The 23,739-nt window shown below is 34.9% G+C and carries 17 protein-coding genes and 5 tRNA genes; 21 read left to right on the top strand and 1 reads right to left on the bottom strand.

What is annotated here, in order from left to right:
- Positions 1–25: 25 nt before the first annotated feature.
- From LG651_RS10385 to LG651_RS10290, 20 genes are all read left to right on the top strand, one after another.
- The gene (locus LG651_RS10385) at positions 26–1,108 is read left to right on the top strand and encodes a glutamyl-tRNA reductase (protein WP_226696061.1); all 1,083 of its coding nucleotides are present in this window, start codon (positions 26–28) and stop codon (positions 1,106–1,108) included.
- Positions 1,109–1,136: 28 nt separating this feature from the next.
- Positions 1,137–1,670: an ankyrin repeat domain-containing protein gene (locus LG651_RS10380; protein ID WP_226696060.1), complete on the top strand. Its 534-nt coding sequence runs from the start codon at positions 1,137–1,139 to the stop codon at positions 1,668–1,670.
- A gap of 101 nt (positions 1,671–1,771) precedes the next feature.
- Positions 1,772–1,966: a 30S ribosomal protein S21 gene (gene rpsU / locus LG651_RS10375; RefSeq protein WP_044632593.1), complete on the top strand. Its 195-nt coding sequence runs from the start codon at positions 1,772–1,774 to the stop codon at positions 1,964–1,966.
- Positions 1,967–2,081: 115 nt separating this feature from the next.
- Positions 2,082–2,972: a tyrosine-type recombinase/integrase gene (locus LG651_RS10370; RefSeq protein WP_226696059.1), complete on the top strand. Its 891-nt coding sequence runs from the start codon at positions 2,082–2,084 to the stop codon at positions 2,970–2,972.
- A gap of 36 nt (positions 2,973–3,008) precedes the next feature.
- Complete coding sequence (hpf, locus tag LG651_RS10365; protein ID WP_226696058.1) at positions 3,009–3,311, top strand: ribosome hibernation-promoting factor, HPF/YfiA family; 303 nt, start codon at positions 3,009–3,011, stop codon at positions 3,309–3,311.
- 102 nt (positions 3,312–3,413) lie between these two features.
- A tRNA-Thr gene (locus LG651_RS10360) sits at positions 3,414–3,487 on the top strand.
- A gap of 64 nt (positions 3,488–3,551) precedes the next feature.
- Positions 3,552–3,633, top strand: a tRNA-Tyr gene (locus LG651_RS10355).
- 78 nt (positions 3,634–3,711) lie between these two features.
- Positions 3,712–3,784, top strand: a tRNA-Gly gene (locus LG651_RS10350).
- Between the two features lie 79 nt (positions 3,785–3,863).
- A tRNA-Thr gene (locus tag LG651_RS10345) sits at positions 3,864–3,935 on the top strand.
- A 74-nt stretch (positions 3,936–4,009) separates the two neighbouring features.
- Complete coding sequence (tuf, locus tag LG651_RS10340; protein ID WP_226696057.1) at positions 4,010–5,197, top strand: elongation factor Tu; 1,188 nt, start codon at positions 4,010–4,012, stop codon at positions 5,195–5,197.
- 63 nt (positions 5,198–5,260) lie between these two features.
- Positions 5,261–5,333 (top strand) — tRNA-Trp (locus LG651_RS10335).
- Positions 5,334–5,396: 63 nt separating this feature from the next.
- Positions 5,397–5,588 carry a preprotein translocase subunit SecE gene (gene secE / locus LG651_RS10330; RefSeq protein WP_044626064.1) on the top strand — a complete coding sequence of 64 codons (192 nt, stop codon included), beginning with the start codon at positions 5,397–5,399 and terminating at the stop codon, positions 5,586–5,588.
- 25 nt (positions 5,589–5,613) lie between these two features.
- Positions 5,614–6,168 carry a transcription termination/antitermination protein NusG gene (gene nusG, locus LG651_RS10325; RefSeq protein WP_226696056.1) on the top strand — a complete coding sequence of 185 codons (555 nt, stop codon included), beginning with the start codon at positions 5,614–5,616 and terminating at the stop codon, positions 6,166–6,168.
- 72 nt (positions 6,169–6,240) lie between these two features.
- Positions 6,241–6,678, top strand: coding sequence for a 50S ribosomal protein L11 (gene rplK / locus LG651_RS10320; protein WP_226544077.1), 438 nt, complete (start codon positions 6,241–6,243; stop codon positions 6,676–6,678).
- Between the two features lie 20 nt (positions 6,679–6,698).
- On the top strand, positions 6,699–7,388 hold the full coding sequence (gene rplA, locus LG651_RS10315; RefSeq protein ID WP_226696055.1) for a 50S ribosomal protein L1: 690 nt from the start codon (positions 6,699–6,701) through the stop codon (positions 7,386–7,388).
- A 19-nt stretch (positions 7,389–7,407) separates the two neighbouring features.
- Complete coding sequence (rplJ, locus tag LG651_RS10310; RefSeq protein ID WP_226696054.1) at positions 7,408–7,929, top strand: 50S ribosomal protein L10; 522 nt, start codon at positions 7,408–7,410, stop codon at positions 7,927–7,929.
- Positions 7,930–7,992: 63 nt separating this feature from the next.
- Positions 7,993–8,370 (top strand): 50S ribosomal protein L7/L12, encoded by a 378-nt coding sequence (gene rplL, locus LG651_RS10305; protein WP_226696053.1) that lies wholly within the window; start codon positions 7,993–7,995, stop codon positions 8,368–8,370.
- Positions 8,371–8,554: 184 nt separating this feature from the next.
- The gene (rpoB, locus tag LG651_RS10300) at positions 8,555–12,367 is read left to right on the top strand and encodes a DNA-directed RNA polymerase subunit beta (protein WP_226696052.1); all 3,813 of its coding nucleotides are present in this window, start codon (positions 8,555–8,557) and stop codon (positions 12,365–12,367) included.
- Positions 12,368–12,451: 84 nt separating this feature from the next.
- Complete coding sequence (gene rpoC, locus LG651_RS10295; protein ID WP_226696051.1) at positions 12,452–16,753, top strand: DNA-directed RNA polymerase subunit beta'; 4,302 nt, start codon at positions 12,452–12,454, stop codon at positions 16,751–16,753.
- A gap of 150 nt (positions 16,754–16,903) precedes the next feature.
- Positions 16,904–17,221 carry a DUF3467 domain-containing protein gene (locus tag LG651_RS10290; protein WP_226696050.1) on the top strand — a complete coding sequence of 106 codons (318 nt, stop codon included), beginning with the start codon at positions 16,904–16,906 and terminating at the stop codon, positions 17,219–17,221.
- Positions 17,222–17,357: 136 nt separating this feature from the next.
- Here the strand turns inward: LG651_RS10290 and LG651_RS10285 are convergent, their stop codons facing one another.
- Complete coding sequence (locus LG651_RS10285; RefSeq protein ID WP_226696049.1) at positions 17,358–18,947, bottom strand: peptide chain release factor 3; 1,590 nt, start codon at positions 18,945–18,947, stop codon at positions 17,358–17,360.
- 759 nt (positions 18,948–19,706) lie between these two features.
- Here LG651_RS10285 and LG651_RS10280 point away from each other — a divergent pair.
- Positions 19,707–23,739, top strand: a 4,033-nt coding sequence (locus LG651_RS10280; protein WP_226696048.1) for an Ig-like domain-containing protein, incomplete at its 3' end; no start/stop codon positions are given.

The following is a 23,739-nucleotide window of genomic DNA, read 5'->3' as shown; positions in this document are numbered from 1 at the left end:
GCAGAATTTTTAAATGAGGTTTAAAATGATGATGAGAAAATTATTGTACATAGGCATAACACACGAAACAAGTAAAGCTTCAGAAAGAGCGTTTTATGCGTTTACATCTTCTGAAAAAGAAAGGCTAATTACTGCTTTAAGGTTAAAAATTAATGTGGAAGGCATAGCGATTTTAAGTACTTGTAATAGAATGGAGTTGTATGTTGAAACCAGTAATGGAGCTCCAGAAATTATAAAAGATGTTTTAGTAAATTTTGCCCAAACATTACATAATAAAGCTTTAAACAAGTCGTTGTTTACACTTCATCACACTACAGCTGCTACGGTTAAATATTTGGCAACAGTTGCAAGTGGTTTAAAGTCATCAATTATTGGTGATAAACAAATTATTACTCAAATTCGTATTGCATATAAAGAAGCAGTAGCACAAAATAGGCAAGGTACTTTGCTAGAAAGAGCTTTTCAGGCTGTATTTAAAAGCCATAAACGTATAACCAAAGAAACACTGTATTTTACAGGAAGTACATCTACTTCATATGTAACTTTAAAATTGGTTAAAGATTATTTTAATGCAAATAATATTGAAAACGGAAAAGTACTATTAATTGGAGCAGGAGATATGATTCAAGATATTTTAAAATATCTTAAAAAAATACAGTTCTCCAATGTTTATATCTCTAACAGAACGCATATAAAAGCTCAAGAAATTGCTAAAAAACATCAACTAAATATTGTTAACTGGGATGATGTTGAAAATAATAATTTAGAAGATTTTAATGCTATAATTTCAGCAGTAAGTAATAGAAAGGACATTGTGTGCAATACTAAATTGAATCAAACAAAACGTATTTATTTAGATTTAGCAGTGCCTTTTAATGTGAGTGATAGTTTAGGAGTTGTAAACCCTATTTATAATATAGAAGATATCTCAAAGGAAGTAAATAAGGTTAATGGTATGCAAAATAACGCTATTCCTTTTGTAAAGAATATTATTAATCAAGAGGTGAAAAGTTATACAACCTGGGTTAGTAATTATAATAATAGAAGGTTGAAAAATGATAAACCTTATAAATTTATTGAAGCCAAAAAGTATCTTTCAGCATCATAAAACAAAAATTAATAAAATAAGAATTGCTATGAAAACGAAAATTATTTTAATTATAACATGTTTGCTATTTAAAACGTTAAGCGCACAAACCGATTTTTTTTCGCTAGTAAGAAACGGAGATTTGACTACTATTAAAACCATGGTGTTAAAAGATAAAAGTCTTGTTAATCAGTCAAACCTCATGGGTTTTACGCCGTTAATAATAGCTGTATATAATAATCAAACCAAAGTATCTCAATATTTAATAGCGCAAGGAGCAAATGTAAATGCTAAAGATAACAGCGGTAACACGGCACTTATGGGAGCTGCATTTAAAGGATTTGTAAAAGAAGCAAAACTTTTAATAGATTCTGGTGCTAATGTAAATGCGCAAAATTATAACAAAGCAACAGCTTTAACTTTTGTAGCTACTTTTGGTTCGGGTGAATTAGCTAATTTGCTTTTAAATGCAAATGCAGATATAACCATTAAAGACAGTGAAGGTAAAACGCCTTTAGATCATGCTATAGCACAAGGGAACAATGCTGTTTTAAATGCAATAAAAACAAAGTTTAAGGGCTAATAAACAGTTATTTAATAAAAATTGTAAATTAAATTGTAAATTTTAAATTAGTTTTTATATTTGCACCCACAAAATCTGAAAAAGAGAGGAGGTTAAAAGCTATGTTAATTATACCAATAAAAGAAGGAGAAAATATAGATAGAGCTTTAAAGCGTTACAAGCGTAAGTTTGATAGAACAGGAACTAAACGTGCGTTACAAACTCGTAAGCAGTTTACCAAGCCATCTGTAGCCCGTAGAGCGCAAGTTCAAAAAGCGCAATACATTCAAACGCTTAGAGACGCAGAAGAAGTTTAATTACTTTATTCTAAATAATTTAAAATCTCACTTTATATCAAGTGGGATTTTTTTTGCTCCATATTTATGTAAAGATTCGTATTTTTAAGAAATTCAAATTTAAAACGATCCCAATTTGTCCACTAAATCCTTTTCAGATTATTTGTTGCTCGAAAAAAATTATTCAGCATTAACTGTAAAAGCATATATAAATGATATTAACGCTTTCGCGGAATTTGTGCAGCTGGAATACAAAATAGATTCCATTAACACAATAAATTATCAGCAAATAAGAAGCTGGATAGTTTCCTTGGTCGAAGCTGGTTTAAGCAATCGTAGCGTAAATCGCAAAGTGTCTGCTTTAAATTCGTATTATAAGTTTCTATTAAAAATCGAAGCCATTCAAATAAACCCTTTAGCAAAGCATAAAGCTTTAAAAACAAGTAAGAAAGTACAAATTCCATTTTCAGAAATTGAGGTAAGCCAAGTATTAAACCTTTTTAATACAGAAAATGATTTTGAAAGTTTGCGCGACAAATTTATAATTGAATTATTCTATTCAACAGGTATACGCCGTATAGAGCTCGTTCAATTAAACATATCGAGCATCGATTTACATAATAAAACGTTAAAGGTTTTGGGTAAACGAAATAAGGAGCGCATTATTCCGTTATTAAATACAGTAATACAAACAGCTAAGGAGTACCTTAAAGCAAGAAGCGAGCTACAAATTTTAGTCGATAAAAATAAGTTGTTTTTAACAAAGAAAGGAGTTAAAATATACGAAACACTTGTTTACAGAATAATAAATGACTATTTTAGTAAAGCATCTACAAAAGTAAAAAAGAGTCCGCATATACTTAGGCACTCTTTTGCAACGCATTTATTAAATCAAGGTGCGAACTTAAATGCTGTTAAAGAACTTTTAGGACATTCCAGTTTAGCTGCTACGCAAGTTTATACCCATAATAGTATAGCTGAATTAAAAAAAGTGCATGTTAAAGCGCATCCTAGAAGTAAAAAATAGTATTAAATTATTGTCTAACTAAACCTTTTGTTTAACATGAAAGTAAACACGCAATCCGTAAATTTTAATGCAGATCAAAAATTAATTCAATTTATTCAAAAACGAATGGATAAATTAGATTTATTTTATGACAAGGTCATTAAGTCTGATGTTTTTTTAAAAGTTGAAAACACCAGTGAAAAAGCCAATAAAATATTTGAAGCCAGAGTAAGTGTTCCAGGTGATAGTCTTGTGGTGAAAAAGCAATGTAAAACCTTCGAAGAAGGTGCAGATACAGCAATTGCGTCGTTAGAGAGACAGTTAAAAAAGCGAAAAGAAAAATTAAGAGCATATTTATAGTAAAATTTTTTAAAAAATGTTTTGAATACAAAAATAAATCTCTACATTTGCAGTCCGTTAGAAATAACGGGCTTTTTTTATATGGGAAAAAGTATAAAAAACGCCGATGTAGCTCAGCTGGCTAGAGCAGCTGATTTGTAATCAGCAGGTCGTGGGTTCGAGTCCCTCCATCGGCTCAAAAAACCTTAAATAATAAGGCTCGAATTTTCGAGGAAGGTCTTTAAAATATTGAATACCATTGGGGAGATACTCAAGCGGCCAACGAGGGCAGACTGTAAATCTGCTGACTATGTCTTCGCAGGTTCGAATCCTGCTCTCCCCACAAATGCATTAAGCGTATTAAATTTCAAATAAAGGTCAATTGTTGTTTTTAATAGTTGGTTTTTGAAGTTTGCAAAACGCGGGAGTAGCTCAGTTGGTAGAGCGTCAGCCTTCCAAGCTGAATGTCGCCGGTTCGAACCCGGTCTCCCGCTCAAAAGAGTTATCGGTTTTGGGTAAAGTGTAATGTTTGAAAAACTTTAAACTTTAAACTAGAAACTTTAAACAAAAATTGCCGGTGTAGCTCAGGGGTAGAGCGTTTCCTTGGTAAGGAAGAGGTCACGGGTTCAAATCCCGTCATTGGCTCTAAAAAATAGAATAAAAAATTATTAGATTACACTAATATTATTATATAACTAAGATTAAATTTATTTAAAAACATGGCAAAGGCAACTTTCGATCGTTCAAAACCACACTTAAATATTGGTACAATTGGACACGTAGATCACGGTAAAACAACTTTAACTGCTGCTATTACTAAAGTATTAGCTGATGCAGGTTTATCAGAAGCGAGAGATTTCGATCAAATTGATAACGCTCCAGAAGAAAAAGAAAGAGGTATTACAATTAATACGTCTCACGTTGAGTATCAAACAGCAAATCGTCACTACGCGCACGTAGATTGTCCTGGTCACGCCGATTACGTAAAAAACATGGTAACTGGTGCTGCTCAGATGGATGGAGCTATTTTAGTTGTTGCTGCTACTGATGGTCCTATGCCACAAACTCGCGAGCACATCTTATTAGGTCGTCAAGTAGGTATTCCTCGTATCGTTGTTTTCTTAAACAAAGTAGATATGGTTGATGATGAGGAGTTATTAGAGTTAGTAGATATGGAAGTTAGAGATTTATTAAACTTCTATGAGTACGACGGTGATAACGGACCTGTAATTTCTGGTTCTGCTTTAGGTGCGCTTAACGGAGAGCAAAAGTGGGTTGATACAGTATTAGAATTAATGCAAGCTTGTGACGATTGGATCGAAGAGCCAGTACGTGATATGGATAAGCCTTTCTTAATGCCTATCGAAGACGTATTCTCTATTACTGGTCGTGGTACTGTTGCAACTGGTCGTATTGAAACTGGTGTAGCTAACACAGGTGATCCTGTAGAAATTATTGGTATGGGTGCAGAGAAATTAACTTCTACTATCACAGGTATCGAAATGTTCCGTCAAATATTAGATAGAGGTGAAGCTGGTGATAATGCTGGTATCTTATTAAGAGGTATTGAGAAAACTCAAATCTCTAGAGGTATGGTAATTACTAAGCCTGGATCTGTAACTCCACACAAAAACTTTAAAGCTGAGGTTTATATCCTTAAAAAAGAAGAAGGTGGACGTCACACTCCATTCCATAACAACTACCGTCCACAGTTCTACGTACGTACAACTGACGTAACTGGTAATATTGCTTTACCTGATGGAGTTGAAATGGTAATGCCTGGTGATAACTTAACTATTACTGTTGAATTAATTCAACCAATTGCAATGAACGTTGGTTTACGTTTCGCAATTCGTGAAGGTGGTAGAACAGTAGGTGCTGGTCAGGTAACTGAAATTCTAGATTAATTAGAATAATATAAATTTTATACTAAGGGTGTTCCGTTCGTCGGAATACCTTTAAGTATAAATACGGGTGTAGCTCAGTTGGTAGAGCACTGGTCTCCAAAACCAGGTGTCGGGAGTTCGAGTCTCTCCTCCCGTGCAATAAAAATGGGTTTAACAAGTGGGTTTTTAATTCGTCTTGTTTTATTAAAAAAATAACAATATGGGAATTGTAAATTATATAAAGGAATCATTTGCAGAACTTAAAAATAATGTGACGTGGCCAAGTTGGGCAGAAGCACAAAGTTTAACGGTTTTAGTGGCTGTGTTTTCTATTATATTTTCACTTGCTATTTGGGGTGTCGATACAGTTTTTAGTAAAGTTATTACGGCTTACTTTCAATGGATTGGTTAACATTTAAAAGTTAAAGAAAAAGATTATGTCTGAAGTAAGTGAGAAAAAATGGTATGTAGTTCGTGCAGTTAGTGGGCAAGAGAACAAAATAAAAACATACATAGAGAACGAGATAGCACGATTAGGAATGCAGGATTATGTAGATCAAGTTTTGGTTCCTACAGAACGTGTTGTTCAAATTCGCAATGGAAAAAAAATACATAAAGAGAAAGTATTTTTTCCAGGGTATATTATGGTACAAGTTAATTTAACGGGCGAAGTACCACACATCATTCGTTCGGTAACAAATGTAATTGGTTTCTTAGGTGAGACAAAAGGAGGAGATCCTGTGCCGTTAAGACAATCTGAAGTGAATAGGATGTTAGGTAAGGTTGATGAACTTGCTGTAGAGGAAACAGCTAATGTTGCCATTCCTTATACAAAAGGCGAAACTGTGAAAGTTATTGATGGTCCTTTTAATGGATTTGATGGTACCATTGAAAACATTAACGAAGAAAAGCGTAAGCTTGAAGTAATGGTGAAGATTTTTGGAAGAAAAACACCGTTAGAATTAAGTTATATGCAGGTAGAAAAAGTATAATAATTGTTACACTATATAAAATGATTCGTTTTTTGCTTCCAATTAAAAACGTATCAAACTAAATTATTAAAAATGGCAAAAGAATTAGGTAAAGTAGTTAAGTTACAAGTTCGGGGAGGTGCTGCGAATCCGTCGCCACCGGTTGGACCCGCTTTAGGTGCTGCTGGAGTTAACATTATGGAGTTCTGTAAGCAATTTAATGCTAGAACTCAAGATAAAGCTGGTAAAGTATTACCTGTTGTTATCTCTGTTTATAAAGACAAGTCTTTCGACTTCGTTATTAAAACTCCTCCAGCTGCAGTACAATTATTAGAAGCGGCCAAGGTGAAAAAAGGTTCTGGTGAACCTAACCGAAAAAAAGTAGCTAAAGTATCTTGGGACCAAGTTAAAGCTATTGCAGAAGATAAAATGCAAGATTTAAATGCATTCGAAATTGAATCTGCAATGCGTATGGTAGCTGGTACAGCAAGATCAATGGGAATAACTGTAACTGGTCAGTTTCCATCTTAATCTATTAAAGACATTACAAAATGGCAAGATTAACAAGAAAGCAAAAAGAAGCTTTAGCGAAAATTGAAAAAGGTAGAGTGTATTCGTTAAACGAAGCATCGGCCTTAGTTAAAGAAGTTACCAATACAAAATTTGATGCATCAGTAGATATCGCAGTGCGTTTAGGAGTAGATCCGCGTAAAGCAAATCAAATGGTGCGTGGTGTGGTTTCGTTACCTCACGGTACTGGTAAAGACATGAAAGTATTAGCATTAGTAACCCCAGATAAAGAAGCAGAAGCTAAAGAAGCTGGGGCAGATTATGTTGGTTTAGATGAGTACCTTGATAAAATTAAAGGGGGCTGGACCGATGTAGATGTGATTATTACTATGCCAAGTGTTATGGGTAAATTAGGTCCTTTAGGACGTGTATTAGGTCCTCGTGGTTTAATGCCTAACCCTAAAACAGGTACAGTAACCATGGATATTTCAAAAGCAGTAAGCGAAGTAAAAGCTGGTAAAATCGATTTTAAAGTTGATAAAACGGGTATTGTACACGCGGCTATTGGAAAGGCATCATTTAGTGCTGATAAAATTGCAGGAAATGCAAATGAATTATTACAAACATTAATAAAATTAAAACCAACAACTGCAAAAGGTACTTACGTAAAGAGTATTTTTATTTCTTCTACAATGAGTCCTAGTATTGCTGTTGATCCTAAAATTGGTTAATTAAGTTAAAACTTTTATTATGACAAGAGAAGAAAAATCACAAGTTATTGAGGAGTTAACTGCAGAATTAGCCAATAATGCAAATATCTATTTAGCTGATATTTCTGGGTTAAACGCAGGAGCAACATCAGATTTACGTCGTGCGGCTTTTAAGGCAAACGTAAAAATGGCAGTTGTTAAAAATACCTTACTTGCTAAAGCAATGGAGGCTTCAGATAAAGAATTTGGAGACTTACCATCAGTATTAAAAGGAAATACATCTGTGATGTATGCCGAAGCAGGTAACGCGCCAGCAAAATTAATTAAAAACTTCCGTAAGAAAGCAGAGAAACCTTTATTAAAAGGAGCTTTTATTGAAGAAGCAATTTATATTGGCGATGAGCAGTTAGACGCATTAGTTGATATTAAGTCTAAAGACGAATTATTAGGAGAGATTGTAGGATTATTACAATCGCCTGCTAAAAACGTTGTTTCAGCACTTAAGTCAAGCGGCGGGAAAATTGCAGGTATTATTAAAACACTATCTGAGAAAGAAGGATAGTATTAGCGAGTACGCACTTTATTACAATTATATTATTAAAAACACTATTAAAACGATAGAAAAATGGCAGATTTAAAAGATTTCGCAGAACAATTAGTTAACTTAACAGTTAAAGAAGTAAACGAGTTAGCTACTATATTAAAAGATGAGTATGGTATTGAGCCTGCTGCTGCTGCTGCAGTTGCTGTTGCTGGTCCTGCTGCAGGTGGTGGTGACGCTGCTGAAGAAAAAACTGAATTTGATGTAATCTTAAAAGCGGCAGGTGGTTCTAAATTAGCTGTTGTAAAATTAGTTAAGGAATTAACTGGTTTAGGATTAAAAGAAGCTAAAGGATTAGTTGACGATGCTCCATCTCCAATAAAAGAAGGTGTTGCTAAGGATGAAGCAGAAGCTTTAAAATCTTCTTTAGAAGAAGCAGGAGCAGAGGTTGAGCTTAAATAAGCTTAACTACTCTTAAAAACAAAGGTTTAGGTTTATCCCGCTGAAGGGCGGGATATCACCTAGACCATTTTGCGTATATAAAAGTATAGCAAATAAAATATATTTTTTGGTACTGTAATGTGCCGTTTTTTCAAGTGTTTAAAGAACACTTTAATTATTTTTTTAATCAAAATTCCGTCCATTGATGTTGTCAACACAAGCTGAAAGATTAAATTTCTCCTCTATTGTTAATAGAACGGAATATCCAGATTTTTTGGATATTCAAATTAAGTCGTTTCAAGATTTTTTCCAACTAGAAACTAAGTCTGAGGAGCGAGGAGATGAAGGTCTTTATAATACCTTCATGGAAAACTTTCCAATTACAGATTCGCGTAATCAATTTGTATTAGAGTTTTTAGATTACTTCGTAGATCCGCCCAGGTATACTATCGAAGAGTGTATAGAAAGAGGACTTACTTATAGCGTGCCGCTAAAAGCTAGGTTAAAATTATACTGTACCGATCCGGAACATGAAGATTTCGAAACCATTGTTCAAGATGTTTATTTAGGAACCATTCCTTACATGACACCTAGTGGTACCTTTGTTATTAATGGTGCAGAGCGTGTTGTTGTATCGCAATTACACCGTTCGCCAGGGGTATTCTTCGGGCAGTCATTCCATGCTAATGGTACTAAATTATATTCAGCTAGAGTTATTCCTTTTAAAGGATCATGGATAGAATTCGCTACCGATATAAACCAAGTAATGTATGCTTATATCGATAGAAAGAAAAAATTACCTGTTACTACGCTTTTCCGTGCTATTGGTTTTGAGCGTGATAAAGATATTTTGGAAATTTTTGATTTAGCTGAAGAAGCTAAAGTATCTAAAACAGGTCTTAAAAAATATTTAGGTCGCAAATTAGCTGCACGTGTACTTAATACATGGCATGAAGATTTTGTAGATGAAGATACAGGTGAAGTAGTATCAATCGAGCGTAACGAAATTGTACTTGATCGTGATACTATTTTAGATAAAGATAATATTGAAGAAATTATTGAAGCTGATGTTAAAACGATTCTACTTCATAAAGAATCTAATGAACAAGGTGATTATGCCATTATTCATAACACGCTTCAAAAAGATCCTACAAACTCCGAAAAAGAGGCTGTAGAACATATATACCGTCAATTACGTAATGCAGAACCGCCAGATGAGGAAACGGCTCGTGGTATAATTGACAAGTTATTCTTCTCAGATCAACGTTATTCACTTGGAGAAGTTGGTCGTTATAGAATGAACAAAAAATTACAGTTAGATATTGGAATGGATAAGCAAGTACTTACCAAAGAAGATATTATAACTATTATAAAATATTTAATTGAGCTTATTAACTCTAAAGCAGAGATTGATGATATCGATCACTTATCTAACCGTCGTGTACGTACAGTGGGTGAGCAATTATCTCAACAATTTGGAGTTGGTTTAGCACGTATGGCGCGTACTATTCGTGAGCGTATGAATGTACGTGATAACGAGGTGTTTACTCCAATTGATTTAATTAATGCAAAGACATTATCTTCTGTAATTAATTCATTCTTTGGTACAAACCAGTTATCTCAGTTCATGGACCAAACGAATCCATTAGCAGAGATCACTCACAAACGTCGTTTGTCAGCATTAGGTCCTGGTGGTCTTTCTCGTGAAAGAGCCGGTTTCGAGGTTCGTGATGTTCACTATACGCATTACGGAAGACTTTGTCCTATTGAAACACCAGAAGGACCAAACATTGGTCTTATTTCTTCACTTTCAGTTTATGCGAAAGTTAACTCAATGGGATTCATTGAAACACCTTATCGTCCAGTTGAAAACGGTGTAGTCGATATTAAAAATGCACCAACATATTTAAGTGCAGAAGAGGAAGAAGAAAAGTTAATCGCTCAAGCAACTGTAAATGTTGATGAGGATGGTAAGATATTACATGATAAGGTAATCGCACGTATGGAAGGTGATTTCCCTGTAATTGAACCAACTGATTTACATTATACCGATGTAGCACCAAACCAAATTTCGTCTATCTCGGCTTCATTAATTCCATTCTTAGAACATGATGATGCAAACCGTGCATTAATGGGATCAAACATGATGCGTCAAGCAGTACCATTATTAAGAGTAGATTCTCCAATTGTTGGAACTGGTCTTGAGCGTCAAGTTGCTAAAGATTCTAGAGTATTAATAAATGCAGAAGGAACAGGTGAAGTTTTATATGTTGATGCTAACGAAATTAAAATTAGATACGACCGAACAGAAGATGAGGCTAAAGTAAGCTTCGATTCTGATATTAAAACGTATCCATTAATTAAGTTTAGAAAAACGAACCAAGGTACGTCAATCAACCTTAAGCCAATTGTTGTTAAAGGTGATACTGTAACCAAAGGTCAAGTTTTATGTGAAGGTTATGCGACTCAACAAGGTGAATTAGCCTTAGGAAGAAACATGAAAGTAGCCTTTATGCCTTGGAAAGGTTATAATTTTGAGGATGCGATTGTAATTTCAGAAAAAGTTGTTCGTGAAGATATATTTACATCTATTCACATTGATGAGTACTCTTTAGAGGTTAGAGATACTAAATTAGGTAACGAAGAGTTAACTAATGATATCCCTAACGTTTCAGAAGAAGCTACTAAAGATCTAGATGAAAACGGTATGATTCGCGTAGGTGCCGAGGTTAAACCTGGCGACATCTTAATTGGAAAAATTACTCCAAAAGGTGAAAGCGATCCTACTCCAGAAGAAAAATTATTACGTGCTATTTTTGGTGATAAAGCAGGTGATGTTAAAGATGCATCTTTAAAAGCTTCTCCATCATTAAATGGTGTAGTAATCGAGAAGAAATTATTTGCTAGAGCAGTAAAAGATAAGCGTAAGAGAGCTCAAGATAAAGATGATATTTTAGCTCTTGAAGCGCAATACGATAGAAAGTTCGACGATTTAAAAGAGATTTTAGTTGAAAAACTTTTTGCAATTGTAAACGGTAAAACAGCTCAAGGAATTTTTAATGATTTAGGTGAAGAAGTATTACCAAAAGGTAAAAAATTCACTTTAAAAATGTTAAATGCTGTTGATGATTATGCACATTTAGTTTCAGGTAAATGGACTACCGATGAGCATACAAACCAATTAGTTGCTGATTTAATTCACAATTACAAAATCAAAGAAAACGATTTACAAGGTGCGTTACGTCGTGAAAAGTTTACTATTTCTGTAGGAGACGAGTTACCATCAGGAATTATTAAACTTGCTAAAGTTTACATTGCTAAAAAACGTAAACTTAAAGTTGGTGATAAAATGGCAGGTCGTCACGGTAACAAAGGTATCGTAGCACGTATTGTTCGTCAAGAAGATATGCCATTCTTAGAAGACGGAACTCCTGTTGATATCGTACTTAACCCACTAGGTGTACCATCTCGTATGAACATTGGTCAGATTTATGAAACTGTTCTTGGATGGGCTGGACAAAAATTAGATAGAAAATATGCTACACCAATTTTTGATGGAGCAACTATCGATCAGATTAATGCATTAACAGACGAGGCTGGAATTCCACGTTACGGTCATACGTATTTGTACGATGGTGGTACAGGAGAGCGCTTCGATCAGCCAGCAACGGTAGGTGTAATTTACATGTTAAAGTTAGGACACATGGTAGATGATAAAATGCACGCACGTTCTATAGGACCTTACTCATTAATTACGCAACAACCTCTTGGTGGTAAAGCACAATTTGGTGGTCAGCGTTTTGGTGAGATGGAAGTTTGGGCACTTGAAGCATATGGAGCATCAAGTACTTTACGAGAAATATTAACTGTAAAATCTGATGACGTAATTGGTAGAGCAAAAACTTACGAAAGTATAGTTAAAGGAGAGCCAATGCCAGATCCTGGTTTACCAGAATCATTCAATGTATTAATGCATGAATTGAAAGGTTTAGGATTAGATATCAGATTAGAGGAGTAAAATTTTTAACGGTTGTTAGTTGTTTGTTGGTAGTTGTTAGAACCAGCAACCAACAACCAACAGCCTACAACTAATTCAAAAGAAATGGCAAGAAAACAAGATAAGAATACAGTAAAGAGATTTAATAAAATCTCAATTGGTTTAGCATCACCAGAGTCTATTTTAGCAGAATCTCGTGGCGAGGTTTTAAAACCAGAAACTATCAATTATCGAACTCACAAACCAGAAAGAGATGGTTTGTTCTGTGAGCGTATTTTTGGTCCTGTAAAGGATTACGAGTGTGCTTGTGGTAAATATAAAAGAATCCGTTATAAAGGTATTGTTTGCGACCGTTGTGGTGTTGAAGTAACAGAGAAGAAAGTACGTCGTGATAGAGTAGGGCATATTAATTTAGTGGTGCCAGTAGCACATATTTGGTATTTCCGTTCTTTACCTAACAAAATTGGTTATTTACTTGGTTTACCATCTAAGAAATTAGATATGATTATTTACTACGAACGTTACGTAGTAATTCAACCAGGTAATGCTAAAAATGAAGAAGGCGAACCTTTACAAAAATTAGATTTCCTTACGGAAGAAGAATATTTAAACATATTAGATACACTTCCACAAGACAATCAATATTTAGATGACACCGACCCTAATAAGTTTATCGCTAAAATGGGGGCAGAGTGCTTAATCGAGTTATTAGCTAGAATAGATTTAGAGACTTTATCATACGAATTACGTCATAAAGCAAACACTGAAACGTCTAAACAACGTAAAACAGAAGCTTTAAAACGTTTACAAGTGGTTGAAGCTTTACGTGAATCTAACAATAACCGCGAAAACAGACCAGAGTGGATGATTATGAAGGTTATTCCAATCATTCCGCCAGAATTACGTCCGTTAGTACCGTTAGATGGTGGTCGTTTCGCAACTTCAGATTTAAATGATTTATACCGTCGTGTTATTATCCGTAACAACCGTTTAAAGCGTTTAGTTGAAATTAAAGCACCTGAAGTAATTTTACGTAACGAAAAGCGTATGTTACAAGAATCTGTAGATTCATTATTTGATAACACACGTAAATCTTCAGCAGTAAAAACCGATTCTAACCGTCCGTTAAAATCTTTGTCAGATAGTTTAAAAGGTAAGCAAGGGCGTTTCCGTCAAAACTTACTTGGTAAACGTGTAGATTACTCGGCGCGTTCAGTAATTGTTGTAGGTCCAGAATTAAAATTATTTGAATGTGGATTGCCAAAAAATATGGCGGCAGAACTTTACAAGCCTTTTGTAATTAGAAAGTTAATTGAAAGAGGTATTGTTAAAACTGTAAAATCTGCAAAGAAAATTATAGATAAAAGAGAGCCTGTGGTTTGGGATATCTTGGAAAATGTTCTTAAAGGACACCCAGTATTACTAAACCGTGCTCCTACATTACACCGTTTGGGTATTCAAGCTTTCCAACCTAAGTTAATTGAAGGTAAAGCAATACAATTACACCCATTAGTTTGTACGGCATTTAACGCCGATTTCGATGGTGACCAAATGGCGGTGCATTTACCTTTAGGACCAGAGGCAATCTTAGAGTGTCAATTATTAATGTTGGCATCACATAATATTTTAAACCCTGCAAATGGTTCGCCAGTAGCAGTACCATCTCAAGATATGGTACTTGGTTTATATTATATGACCAAAGAGCGCAAATCTACACCAGATTTAGCAATTAAAGGTGAAGGATTAACATTCTATTCTCCAGAAGAAGTAGAAATCGCTTTTAACGAAAAACGTGTTGATTTAAATGCATCAATAAAAGTTCGTACAATTGATATTAATGAAGAAGGTAAGTTAGACAGAATGATTATTGAAACAACTGTTGGGCGTGTGTTATTTAATCAACACGTACCACAAGCAGCTGGTTTCATAAACAAAGTACTTACTAAAAAGTCGTTAAGAGATATTATTGGTGATATTTTAAAAGCAACTTCGGTTCCTGAAACGGCAGATTTCTTAGATGCGATTAGAACATTAGGTTTCAATTTCGCATTTAAAGGAGGTTTATCATTTAGTTTAGGTGATATTATTATTCCTGCTGAAAAGCAAGGTATGATTGATGCTGCCAATAAACAAGTTGATGGTATTATGGGGAACTATAATATGGGTCTTATTACCAATAACGAACGTTATAACCAAGTTATTGATATTTGGACATCAACTAACGCCGAATTAACCGAGTTATCTATGAAGCGTATTCGCGAAGATCAACAAGGGTTTAACTCTGTGTTTATGATGCTTGATTCTGGGGCTCGTGGTTCTAAAGAACAGATTCGTCAGTTAACAGGTATGCGTGGTTTAATGGCAAAACCTAAAAAATCGAATGCCGGTGGTGGTGAAATTATTGAAAACCCAATTCTTTCTAACTTTAAAGAAGGTCTTTCAATTTTAGAATACTTTATCTCTACTCACGGTGCTCGTAAAGGTCTTGCAGATACCGCATTAAAAACAGCTGATGCAGGTTACTTAACACGTCGTTTAGTAGATGTTTCTCAAGATGTTATTATTAACTCTGTAGATTGTGGAACATTAAGAGGTGTAGAAGTTGAAGCACTTAAGAAAAATGATGAAATCGTTGAAACATTAGCTGCTAGAATAGTAGGTAGAGTTTCATTAAACGATATATATAACCCATTAACAGATGAGTTATTAGTATCTTCTGGACAGTTAATAGACGACCAAATAGCAAAAACTATTGGAGATTCGCCAGTTGAAACAGTTGAAGTTCGTTCTCCTTTATCTTGTGAAGCCACTCGCGGTATTTGTGCTAAATGTTACGGACGTAACTTAGCAACAGGTAAAATGGTTCAGCAAGGTGAAGCCGTTGGTGTTGTAGCAGCACAATCTATTGGTGAACCAGGTACGCAGTTAACACTTCGTACATTCCACGTGGGAGGTATTGCTGGTAACATCTCGGAAGAAAATAAACTTATTGTTAAGTTTGATGGTGTAGCTGAAATAGAAGATTTAAAAACAGTTAAAGGTCAAGATAACGAAGGTAACGATATTGATATTGTTATTTCTAGAACATCTGAACTTAAACTTATCGATAAGAAAACAGGTATTGTTTTAAGTACCAATAACATTCCTTATGGTTCTACGCTTAATATTAAAAATGGAGCGAACTTAACTAAAGGTGATGTGGTTTGTAGTTGGGATCCATATAACGGTGTAATTATTTCTGAGTTTGCTGGTAAAGTAAAATATGAAAACATTGAACAAGGTATAACTTACCAAGTTGAGATTGATGAACAAACCGGTTTCCAAGAAAAAGTAATTTCAGAATCTAGAAATAAAAAGCTAATTCCTACACTTCACATTGAAGATAGTAGTGGTGAAACCATACGTTCGTACAACTTACCTGTTGGGGCGCATTTAATGATTGATGATGGAGAGAAGATTAGCGTTGGTAAAATTTTAGTTAAAATACCACGTAAATCTGCAAAAGCGGGAGATATTACGGGAGGTTTACCTCGTGTAACCGAATTATTCGAGGCACGTAACCCATCTAACCCAGCTGTTGTTTCAGAGATTGATGGTGTGGTATCTTTTGGTAAAATTAAACGTGGTAACCGTGAAATTATCGTAGAATCTAAATTAGGTGAGGTTAAAAAATACTTAGTAAAGTTATCGAATCAAATTCTTGTACAAGAAAACGATTTTGTAAAAGCTGGTATGCCACTTTCTGATGGTTCTGTTACGCCAAACGACATATTAAACATTAAAGGGCCTTCAGCGGTACAACAATACTTAGTAAATGAAGTACAGGAAGTTTACCGTTTACAAGGTGTGAAAATTAACGATAAGCATTTTGAAGTTGTTGTAAGACAAATGATGCGTAAAGTTAGAATTATTGATTCGGGAGATACTTTATTCTTAGAAGATCAATTAGCTCATAAAGCAGACTTTATTAAGGAAAACGATGATATTTTCGGTATGAAGGTTATTGAAGATGCTGGAGATTCGGCTAACCTTAAGGAAGGTCAAATTGTAACGCCTCGTCAATTACGTGATGAAAACTCAATTTTACGTCGTGAAGATAAGAATCTTGTTGTAGCTCGTGATGCACAACCGGCAACAGCAACACCAATTCTTCAAGGTATTACAAGAGCATCGCTTCAAACTAAATCGTTTATTTCTGCAGCATCCTTCCAGGAAACTACAAAAGTACTTAACGAAGCAGCTGTAGCTGGTAAAGTTGATACTTTAGAAGGCTTAAAGGAAAATGTAATTGTTGGACATAGAATTCCAGCAGGTACAGGTATGCGTAAGTATAACGATATTATTGTAGGCTCGAAAGAAGAATTCGACCAAATGATGCAAGTAAAACAAGAATTAAATTATAATTAATAATTTTTGTTTATCCCGCGCCTGCCTCGTCGGCAGACAGGAATGTGGGAATCTATAAAACAAAAGCCTTCATGTAAACACGTGAAGGCTTTTTTAATAAATACATAGAAAATTTAACTTTCGTTTTATGAAAGTGTAAAAAAATATAAAATGGCAGACGAGAAAAGTAAACCAAAACAAGGGCAAATAAATATAGAGTTAGATGAAAAAGTAGCGGAAGGTACATATTCTAACTTAGCTATAATAAACCATTCGGTATCCGAATTTGTAGTAGATTTTGTAAATATAATGCCTGGTGTCCCTAAAAGTAAGGTAAAATCGAGAATTATATTAACACCGCAACACGCTAAACGATTATTAAAAGCGTTAAACGACAATGTGCTACGCTTTGAGCAAGCACATGGTGAAATTAAAGATTACGAGCAACCACCAATGCCCTTAAATTTTGGGCCTACAGGACAAGCATAAGCTAATAGTATTTGTTGTTACTCGAAATTTTTATGGAGAGCAACCACCAATTCCATTAAACTTTGGTCCAACAGGTCAAGCATAAAAAGAAGCCTTTAAAATTAATTTTTTAAAGGCTTTTTTATTGAAATTAAGTTTATTCAAACTCCGATGTAAAATGTAATTTTACACTCGGGTATTTTTGCTGTGTCATTTGCAATGAAAAGGGAGAGTCTGATAAAAATACCAATTGCCCTTGCTTATCTTTTGCTAAAAAGCGCTGTTTAACTCTTAAAAACTCTTTATATTCATCAGATTTTGGATCATCTGGATCTACCCAGCAGGCTTTATGTACGTTAAGATTTTCGTAAGTACATTTTGCACCATATTCATGTTCTAATCTATATTGAATAACCTCGTATTGTAAAGCACCAACCGTACCAATAACTTTTCTTCCATTAAGTTCCAGCGTAAAAAGTTGCGCTACACCTTCGTCCATTAATTGATCTATCCCTTTAAAAAGCTGTTTAGACTTCATTGGGTCGGCATTGTTAATGTAGCGAAAATGCTCTGGTGAAAAGCTTGGAATACCTTTATAGTTTAATATTTCTCCTTCGGTTAAAGTGTCACCAATTTTAAAACTTCCAGTATCTTGTAAACCAACAATATCTCCAGGGTACGAGATGTCTACAATTTCTTTTTTCTCTGCAAAAAAGGCATTCGGACTCGAGAATTTTAATTTTTTATTATTTCTTACATGAAGGTAAGGCGTGTTTCGCTTAAACTCTCCAGAAACAATTTTAACAAATGCCAAACGGTTACGATGGTTGGGATCCATGTTGGCATGAATTTTAAAAACAAAACCACTAAACTTATTTTCATCAGGTTTAACCAAACGTTCTTCACTTTGTTTAGCACGTGGTTTAGGTGCTATTTCAACAAAACAATCGAGCAATTCACGAACTCCAAAATTATTTAAGGCCGAACCAAAAAATACGGGTTGTTGTTTGCCTTCTAAGTAATCCGTTTTATTAAATTCTGGGTATATGCCTTCAACTAACTCTATTTCTTCTCTTAATGTATTTGCCGAATTTTCGCCAATAAGTTTATCTAATTCAGGTGAAGATAGATCTGAAATTTCAATAGTTTCTTCAATATTTTTACGGCTATCTCCACTAAATAAATTTACATTTTTCTCCCAAATGTTGTAAATACCTTTAAATTCGTAACCCATGCCAATAGGGAAACTTAACGGAGATACTTTTAAACCTAGTTTTTGCTCAACTTCATCTAACAAATCAAAAGCATCTTTACCTTCACGGTCTAATTTGTTTATAAAAACAATCATAGGGATGTTTCTCATGCGACAAACTTCAACTAGTTTTTCTGTTTGCTCCTCTACACCTTTGGCAACATCAATAACAACTATTACACTATCAACTGCGGTAAGAGTTCTAAATGTATCTTCTGCAAAATCTTTATGACCTGGAGTATCGAGAATGTTAATTTTTGTGCCATTATATTCGAATGCCAAAACCGATGTTGCAACCGATATACCACGCTGGCGTTCAATTTCCATAAAATCACTGGTGGCTCCTTTTTTTATCTTATTGCTTTTAACGGCTCCTGCTTCTTGTATGGCACCTCCAAAAAGTAATAACTTTTCGGTTAAAGTAGTTTTACCTGCATCGGGATGCGAAATGATACCAAAGGTTCGTCTGCGCTGTATTTCTTTTAAAAAACTCATTATTTTATTTAAGAGTACAAAAATAGAAATTACAATTAGTTTTAAACGAATTCATTTGCATTTTTTATGAAACGAGTTAACTATTTATAAAGGGGTTTACCTAAGTTTTCTAACAGTTTTATACAATATCAATTAAGAGAACTCTTGCAGAAATAAACTAGTAGCTTAGAATATTAAAAGAGTTTTTTTAATAAATAAAAACACTTTATCGATACATGCGTGTCGTTTATCGATACATGTTTTCTTCTCGTGGTATTTTAGGTTTTAAATTGTGTTTAATGAAATAATTTTAATTCCTAAAGTATAAGCATGTATTTCTGTAATTCAAGTTCAAGTTGTTTCAATAATAAGAGTTTTAGAATGAAATAACCTGATTAAAACCGGAAGTAGATTTTATTTAATGTGATTTCAATCAATTTGCAATATACCAGCTTTATGACAAAAAAAATTACTCCCAAGGCATTACAATTAAAGTATGAAGTATTTTTTAAAGAATTTAATACTTCCTTTATTTTTTGTGACTTATTTGAAAAAAAAGTTTCTAACTCAATAATGTTTCTAAAATTTAATTAATAAATACTTAGGAATAGATGTAAAATAGTACATTTACAAAAAGTTTTTTCCTTCAAATTAATTGTTAGCAATATGAATAAAACAACTACCCCAATGAAACCTTTCTTAACATATAATTTAAAGAGATTTGAAACAATCTTTAATCAATTTAGTATGGCTTCAAGTATTAAGATTTTTTTAATACTTGTGTTTCTAACTTTCGTACCTCAAATAACACTAGCTCAAGATACCGATGGTGATAATGTAGCAGATTCGATAGATTTAGACGATGACAATGATGGTATATTAGATACAGATGAAGGATATTCAGCAACAGTAACAAATTATCTGTCGAACGCTAGTTTCGAAAGTAATAATCCTAATATAGGTAATCAACGTGGCGGCTCTTATTTAGGGCCAGGAACTGGAAATGTAGGTATTGCCGTAGATAGTTGGGATCTTGTATGGGGAACAGGAGATTTATATGAAAACGCTACAAGAAGCGATTTTAATGCTTCGGATGGGAGTTATTATGTTGGTTTTCATTCCGGTGATGGAAATAATGACGCATCTTACGATCAAGATAGTGCGAACACACGGGAAGTTTTAATACAGAATTTAGCAAATCCTTTACAAGCCGGAGTTCAGTATACGCTTTCTTTCGATTTGGCAGCTTACGATTTTGATAATAACTTAAACAACACACCTCCAGTTGAGATTGAGTTTTATACAGTTAACGACGATATAGCAACGGAAGGTGATCATGATAGTGATGGTACTCCGAATTATTCCGATATTGACTATATTGACCTAACCGATCTTTATCAAGATGGAAATATAGAAGGTGATTTAGCTACCGGAAACCCAGGAATCATTTATCAAGCTAAAATGGGTTCAGCAGGTCTTTACGACGTTGTTGGTTGGAGTTCAGCAACTTTTACTTTTACAGCATCTTCTAACATAGATAGAATTTTATTAACACCTACGTCTGGTTCTCATGAAGGAGTTTTAATCGATAATTTTACTTTAGTAGCTACAGGTGCTACTTTTACTTCTATAGACACAGATGATGATGGAACTCCAGATCATTTAGATATAGATAGTGATAATGATGGTTGCTACGATGCAGATGAAGCCTACGGGGTTTCAGGCACGGATAGTAATAGCGACGGAACCTACGGAGGAGTGATAACTAGTACAGATGTTGATGCTAATGGTTTAGTGACAGCCGCAGGTGTTACTGGTAATACTTACAATACATCTCCGGCAACATTAACAAATCCGCCAGGAGATGCTTTTCAAATTGCAACTAGAGTAGTAGTAGACGCTACGGCTTTACAAAATCAATCTGTTTTTCAGGGTAATAGTACAACATTTACCATAACTAGTAGCTCTGCTACAAGTACCGAAACATTTGCCTCAGGATCTCCCAATTATTCTTCGGGTCAAACCGATGTAACTAGTGCTTTAATTTATCAATGGCAAGAAGATGGCATAGATTTAAGTAATACAGGTGTTTACAGTGGAGTAAATACCGACGAATTAACAATATCAGATGTAACAGGTCTAGACGGTAAAGTATATAATTTAGTTGTTACACATCCAGATAATGTTTGTATTAACATTCAAAATAGTGCAACTTTATCAGTAACACCACCAGATACCGATGGTGATGGAGTACCGGACGCTTCAGATATATGTCCTGGTTTTGATGATACTGCCGATAATGACTCTGATGGTATACCAGACGGATGTGATTTAGATGATGATAACGATGGTATTTTAGATACGGAAGAAAATTTATCTTGTTTAACAACAAATGGTTTTGCAGTTAAACATTGGTCTCTATATAGTTATAGCGAAACTGCAGAAAATCCTTGGGTTGCTGCTTCAGGAGGGTCAGTAGGGCCAGATTGGAGAGTAGAAATAACAGAACCTTATGGAGGTTTTAATAATGTTGTTTTACAGCCAGATTATGCACCTGATGATGATTTTGTAGTTACAAATTTAGCAACTCAAGTAAATTCTACAGATGGGGGTACGGTTTTAAGTTTCGATCAAGGCTTAAGTGTAGATGATGAATCTTCAGATCCAGATTATAGATCTGTTAGTACATCATACCCTACAGGAAACTATATTATAACAGAGGCATTAATTAAGGTGCCTTCAACAACAGGTCCAAGTTCCTTACCGCAACTTAGGGTTTTAGGTAGTCGTTTCACGCTTCAACAGCTTTATGTAGCTCATGATGGTTCAAATAATCCAACTTTAAATGCATCAGATTATAGATTTGTAGGTCAAGCTGTAGGAAATGGAACTGCAACACCTATTTTTATTCCTTCATCAACAAATAGTTACATTAAAGTTTTATTAACAAACCAGGATGGTCGAGCAATGTCAGGAACTGTATTGCAATGGAGTTTAGATGGAGGAAGTAGTTGGCAGGATGTTCCTTTTGCTAATTCATACCCTCCAAATGTAATTTGCGATACCGATGGAGATACAATTCCAGATCAATTTGATACAGACAGCGATAACGATGGATGTTACGATGCATTAGAAGGAGGGGATAATATACCAGTAAGCTCTGTAGATGGCAGCGGTATGTTAACCGGAACAGTTAACGGTACAACAGGAGTACCAAACGATGTTGATGTAAATAACGGGCAATCTGTTGGAACATCGGCAGATAACACCCAATATGATAGTTTTGGCCAATGCGACCAAGATAATGATGGCGTTTTAGATGCTAATGATGTTTGTAACGGTTTTGATGATACTGCCGATAATGATTCAGATGGTGTTCCTGATGGGTGTGATTTAGATAATGATAATGATGGAATTTTAGATACCGATGAAGGGGCTTCAACTTCAGTTTCAGAAGAATTTGAAACAGTGCCTGCTTCCGGATCATGGACATATGGAACGAATTCAGATGGAGATAATCAAGGAGATGTTAATCATTCTACAGATGCTTCAACAAATCAAGGATGTGATTTTTCATCAATTCCATCTGGACCAGACGGTGAGTATATTTTAGTAACAGATCCTGCTGGTGGGCCAACATATTTTAATGGTGACGCCTCTTCATTTTCTTCTACAGAGTTATTAAACGGGTCTTTATCTTATTATTGGATAAACGGAACATATGATGGTTCTGGAGTTCAAGATGGTACTCAAAATATACAACAAGTTGTTTTACAAGGAAGTACTTTAAGTGTAAGACACACTTTTGATGCAACAGGTATTTACAATGCAGGTTGGCAATTAATTCAAATAGACTTAGATGCTTCTTCTTGGGTGAATAATAGTGACGGAAGTCCTATAACAGATACAGATTTAGAAAATGTTTTATCTACATTAACTAATATAATTTTAGAAGTTGAAACAGGCGGTGGTAGTCAAGTACCTCCTTCAACTTGTGCAGCAGGAGAATATATGGGAATTGATGGGGTAACTTTTTCAACACCATCTTTAGATACAGATGGAGATAATACACCAGATTATTTAGATAGTGATAGTGATGGCGACGGTTGTTCAGATGCTGTTGAAGGAACCGAGAATATAATGTCTTCAGATGTAGATGCAAACGGAAGAGTTACAGGAGGCGTAACAGGAACTGGAGTACCTACTGCAGTAAATAGTGGTGCTGGTCAAGGAGTTGGTAGTTCTACAGATGCTAGTGTTTCTGCATGTGTACCAACAGCAGTAGACGATACGGCAAGTGTAAATGAAGACGATACAGTAAACATTGTAGTATTAGACGACGATAGTTTTGGTGGCGATGGAGCAAGCACAGGAACGATCACTATCACTAGTGGTGCAAGCAATGGTACCGCTACGGTAAACGATGGCGGCACACCAAACGACCCAACGGATGATACGATAGATTACACGCCAAATGCAGATTATAATGGTCCAGATCAAATCACGTATCAGATCTGTGATGCGGATGGCGATTGTGAAACGGCAGTGGTAGATATTACAGTAAACTCGGTAAATGATGTACCAACAACAGTAGACGATACGGCAAGTGTAGATGAAGACGATACAGTAAACATTGTAGTATTAGACGACGATAGTTTTGGTGGCGATGGAGCAAGCACAGGAACGATCACTATCACTAGTGGTGCAAGCAATGGTACAGCAACAGTAAACGATGGGGGCACACCAAACGATCCAACGGATGATACGATAGATTACACGCCAAATGCAGATTACAATGGTCCAGATCAAATCA

This window comes from Neotamlana sargassicola, assembly GCF_020523965.1.
Taxonomy (GTDB): Bacteria; Bacteroidota; Bacteroidia; order Flavobacteriales; family Flavobacteriaceae; genus Neotamlana; species Neotamlana sargassicola.
Note: the sequence above shows the minus strand (reverse complement) of the source record. Positions and strands in the feature narration are given on the sequence as shown.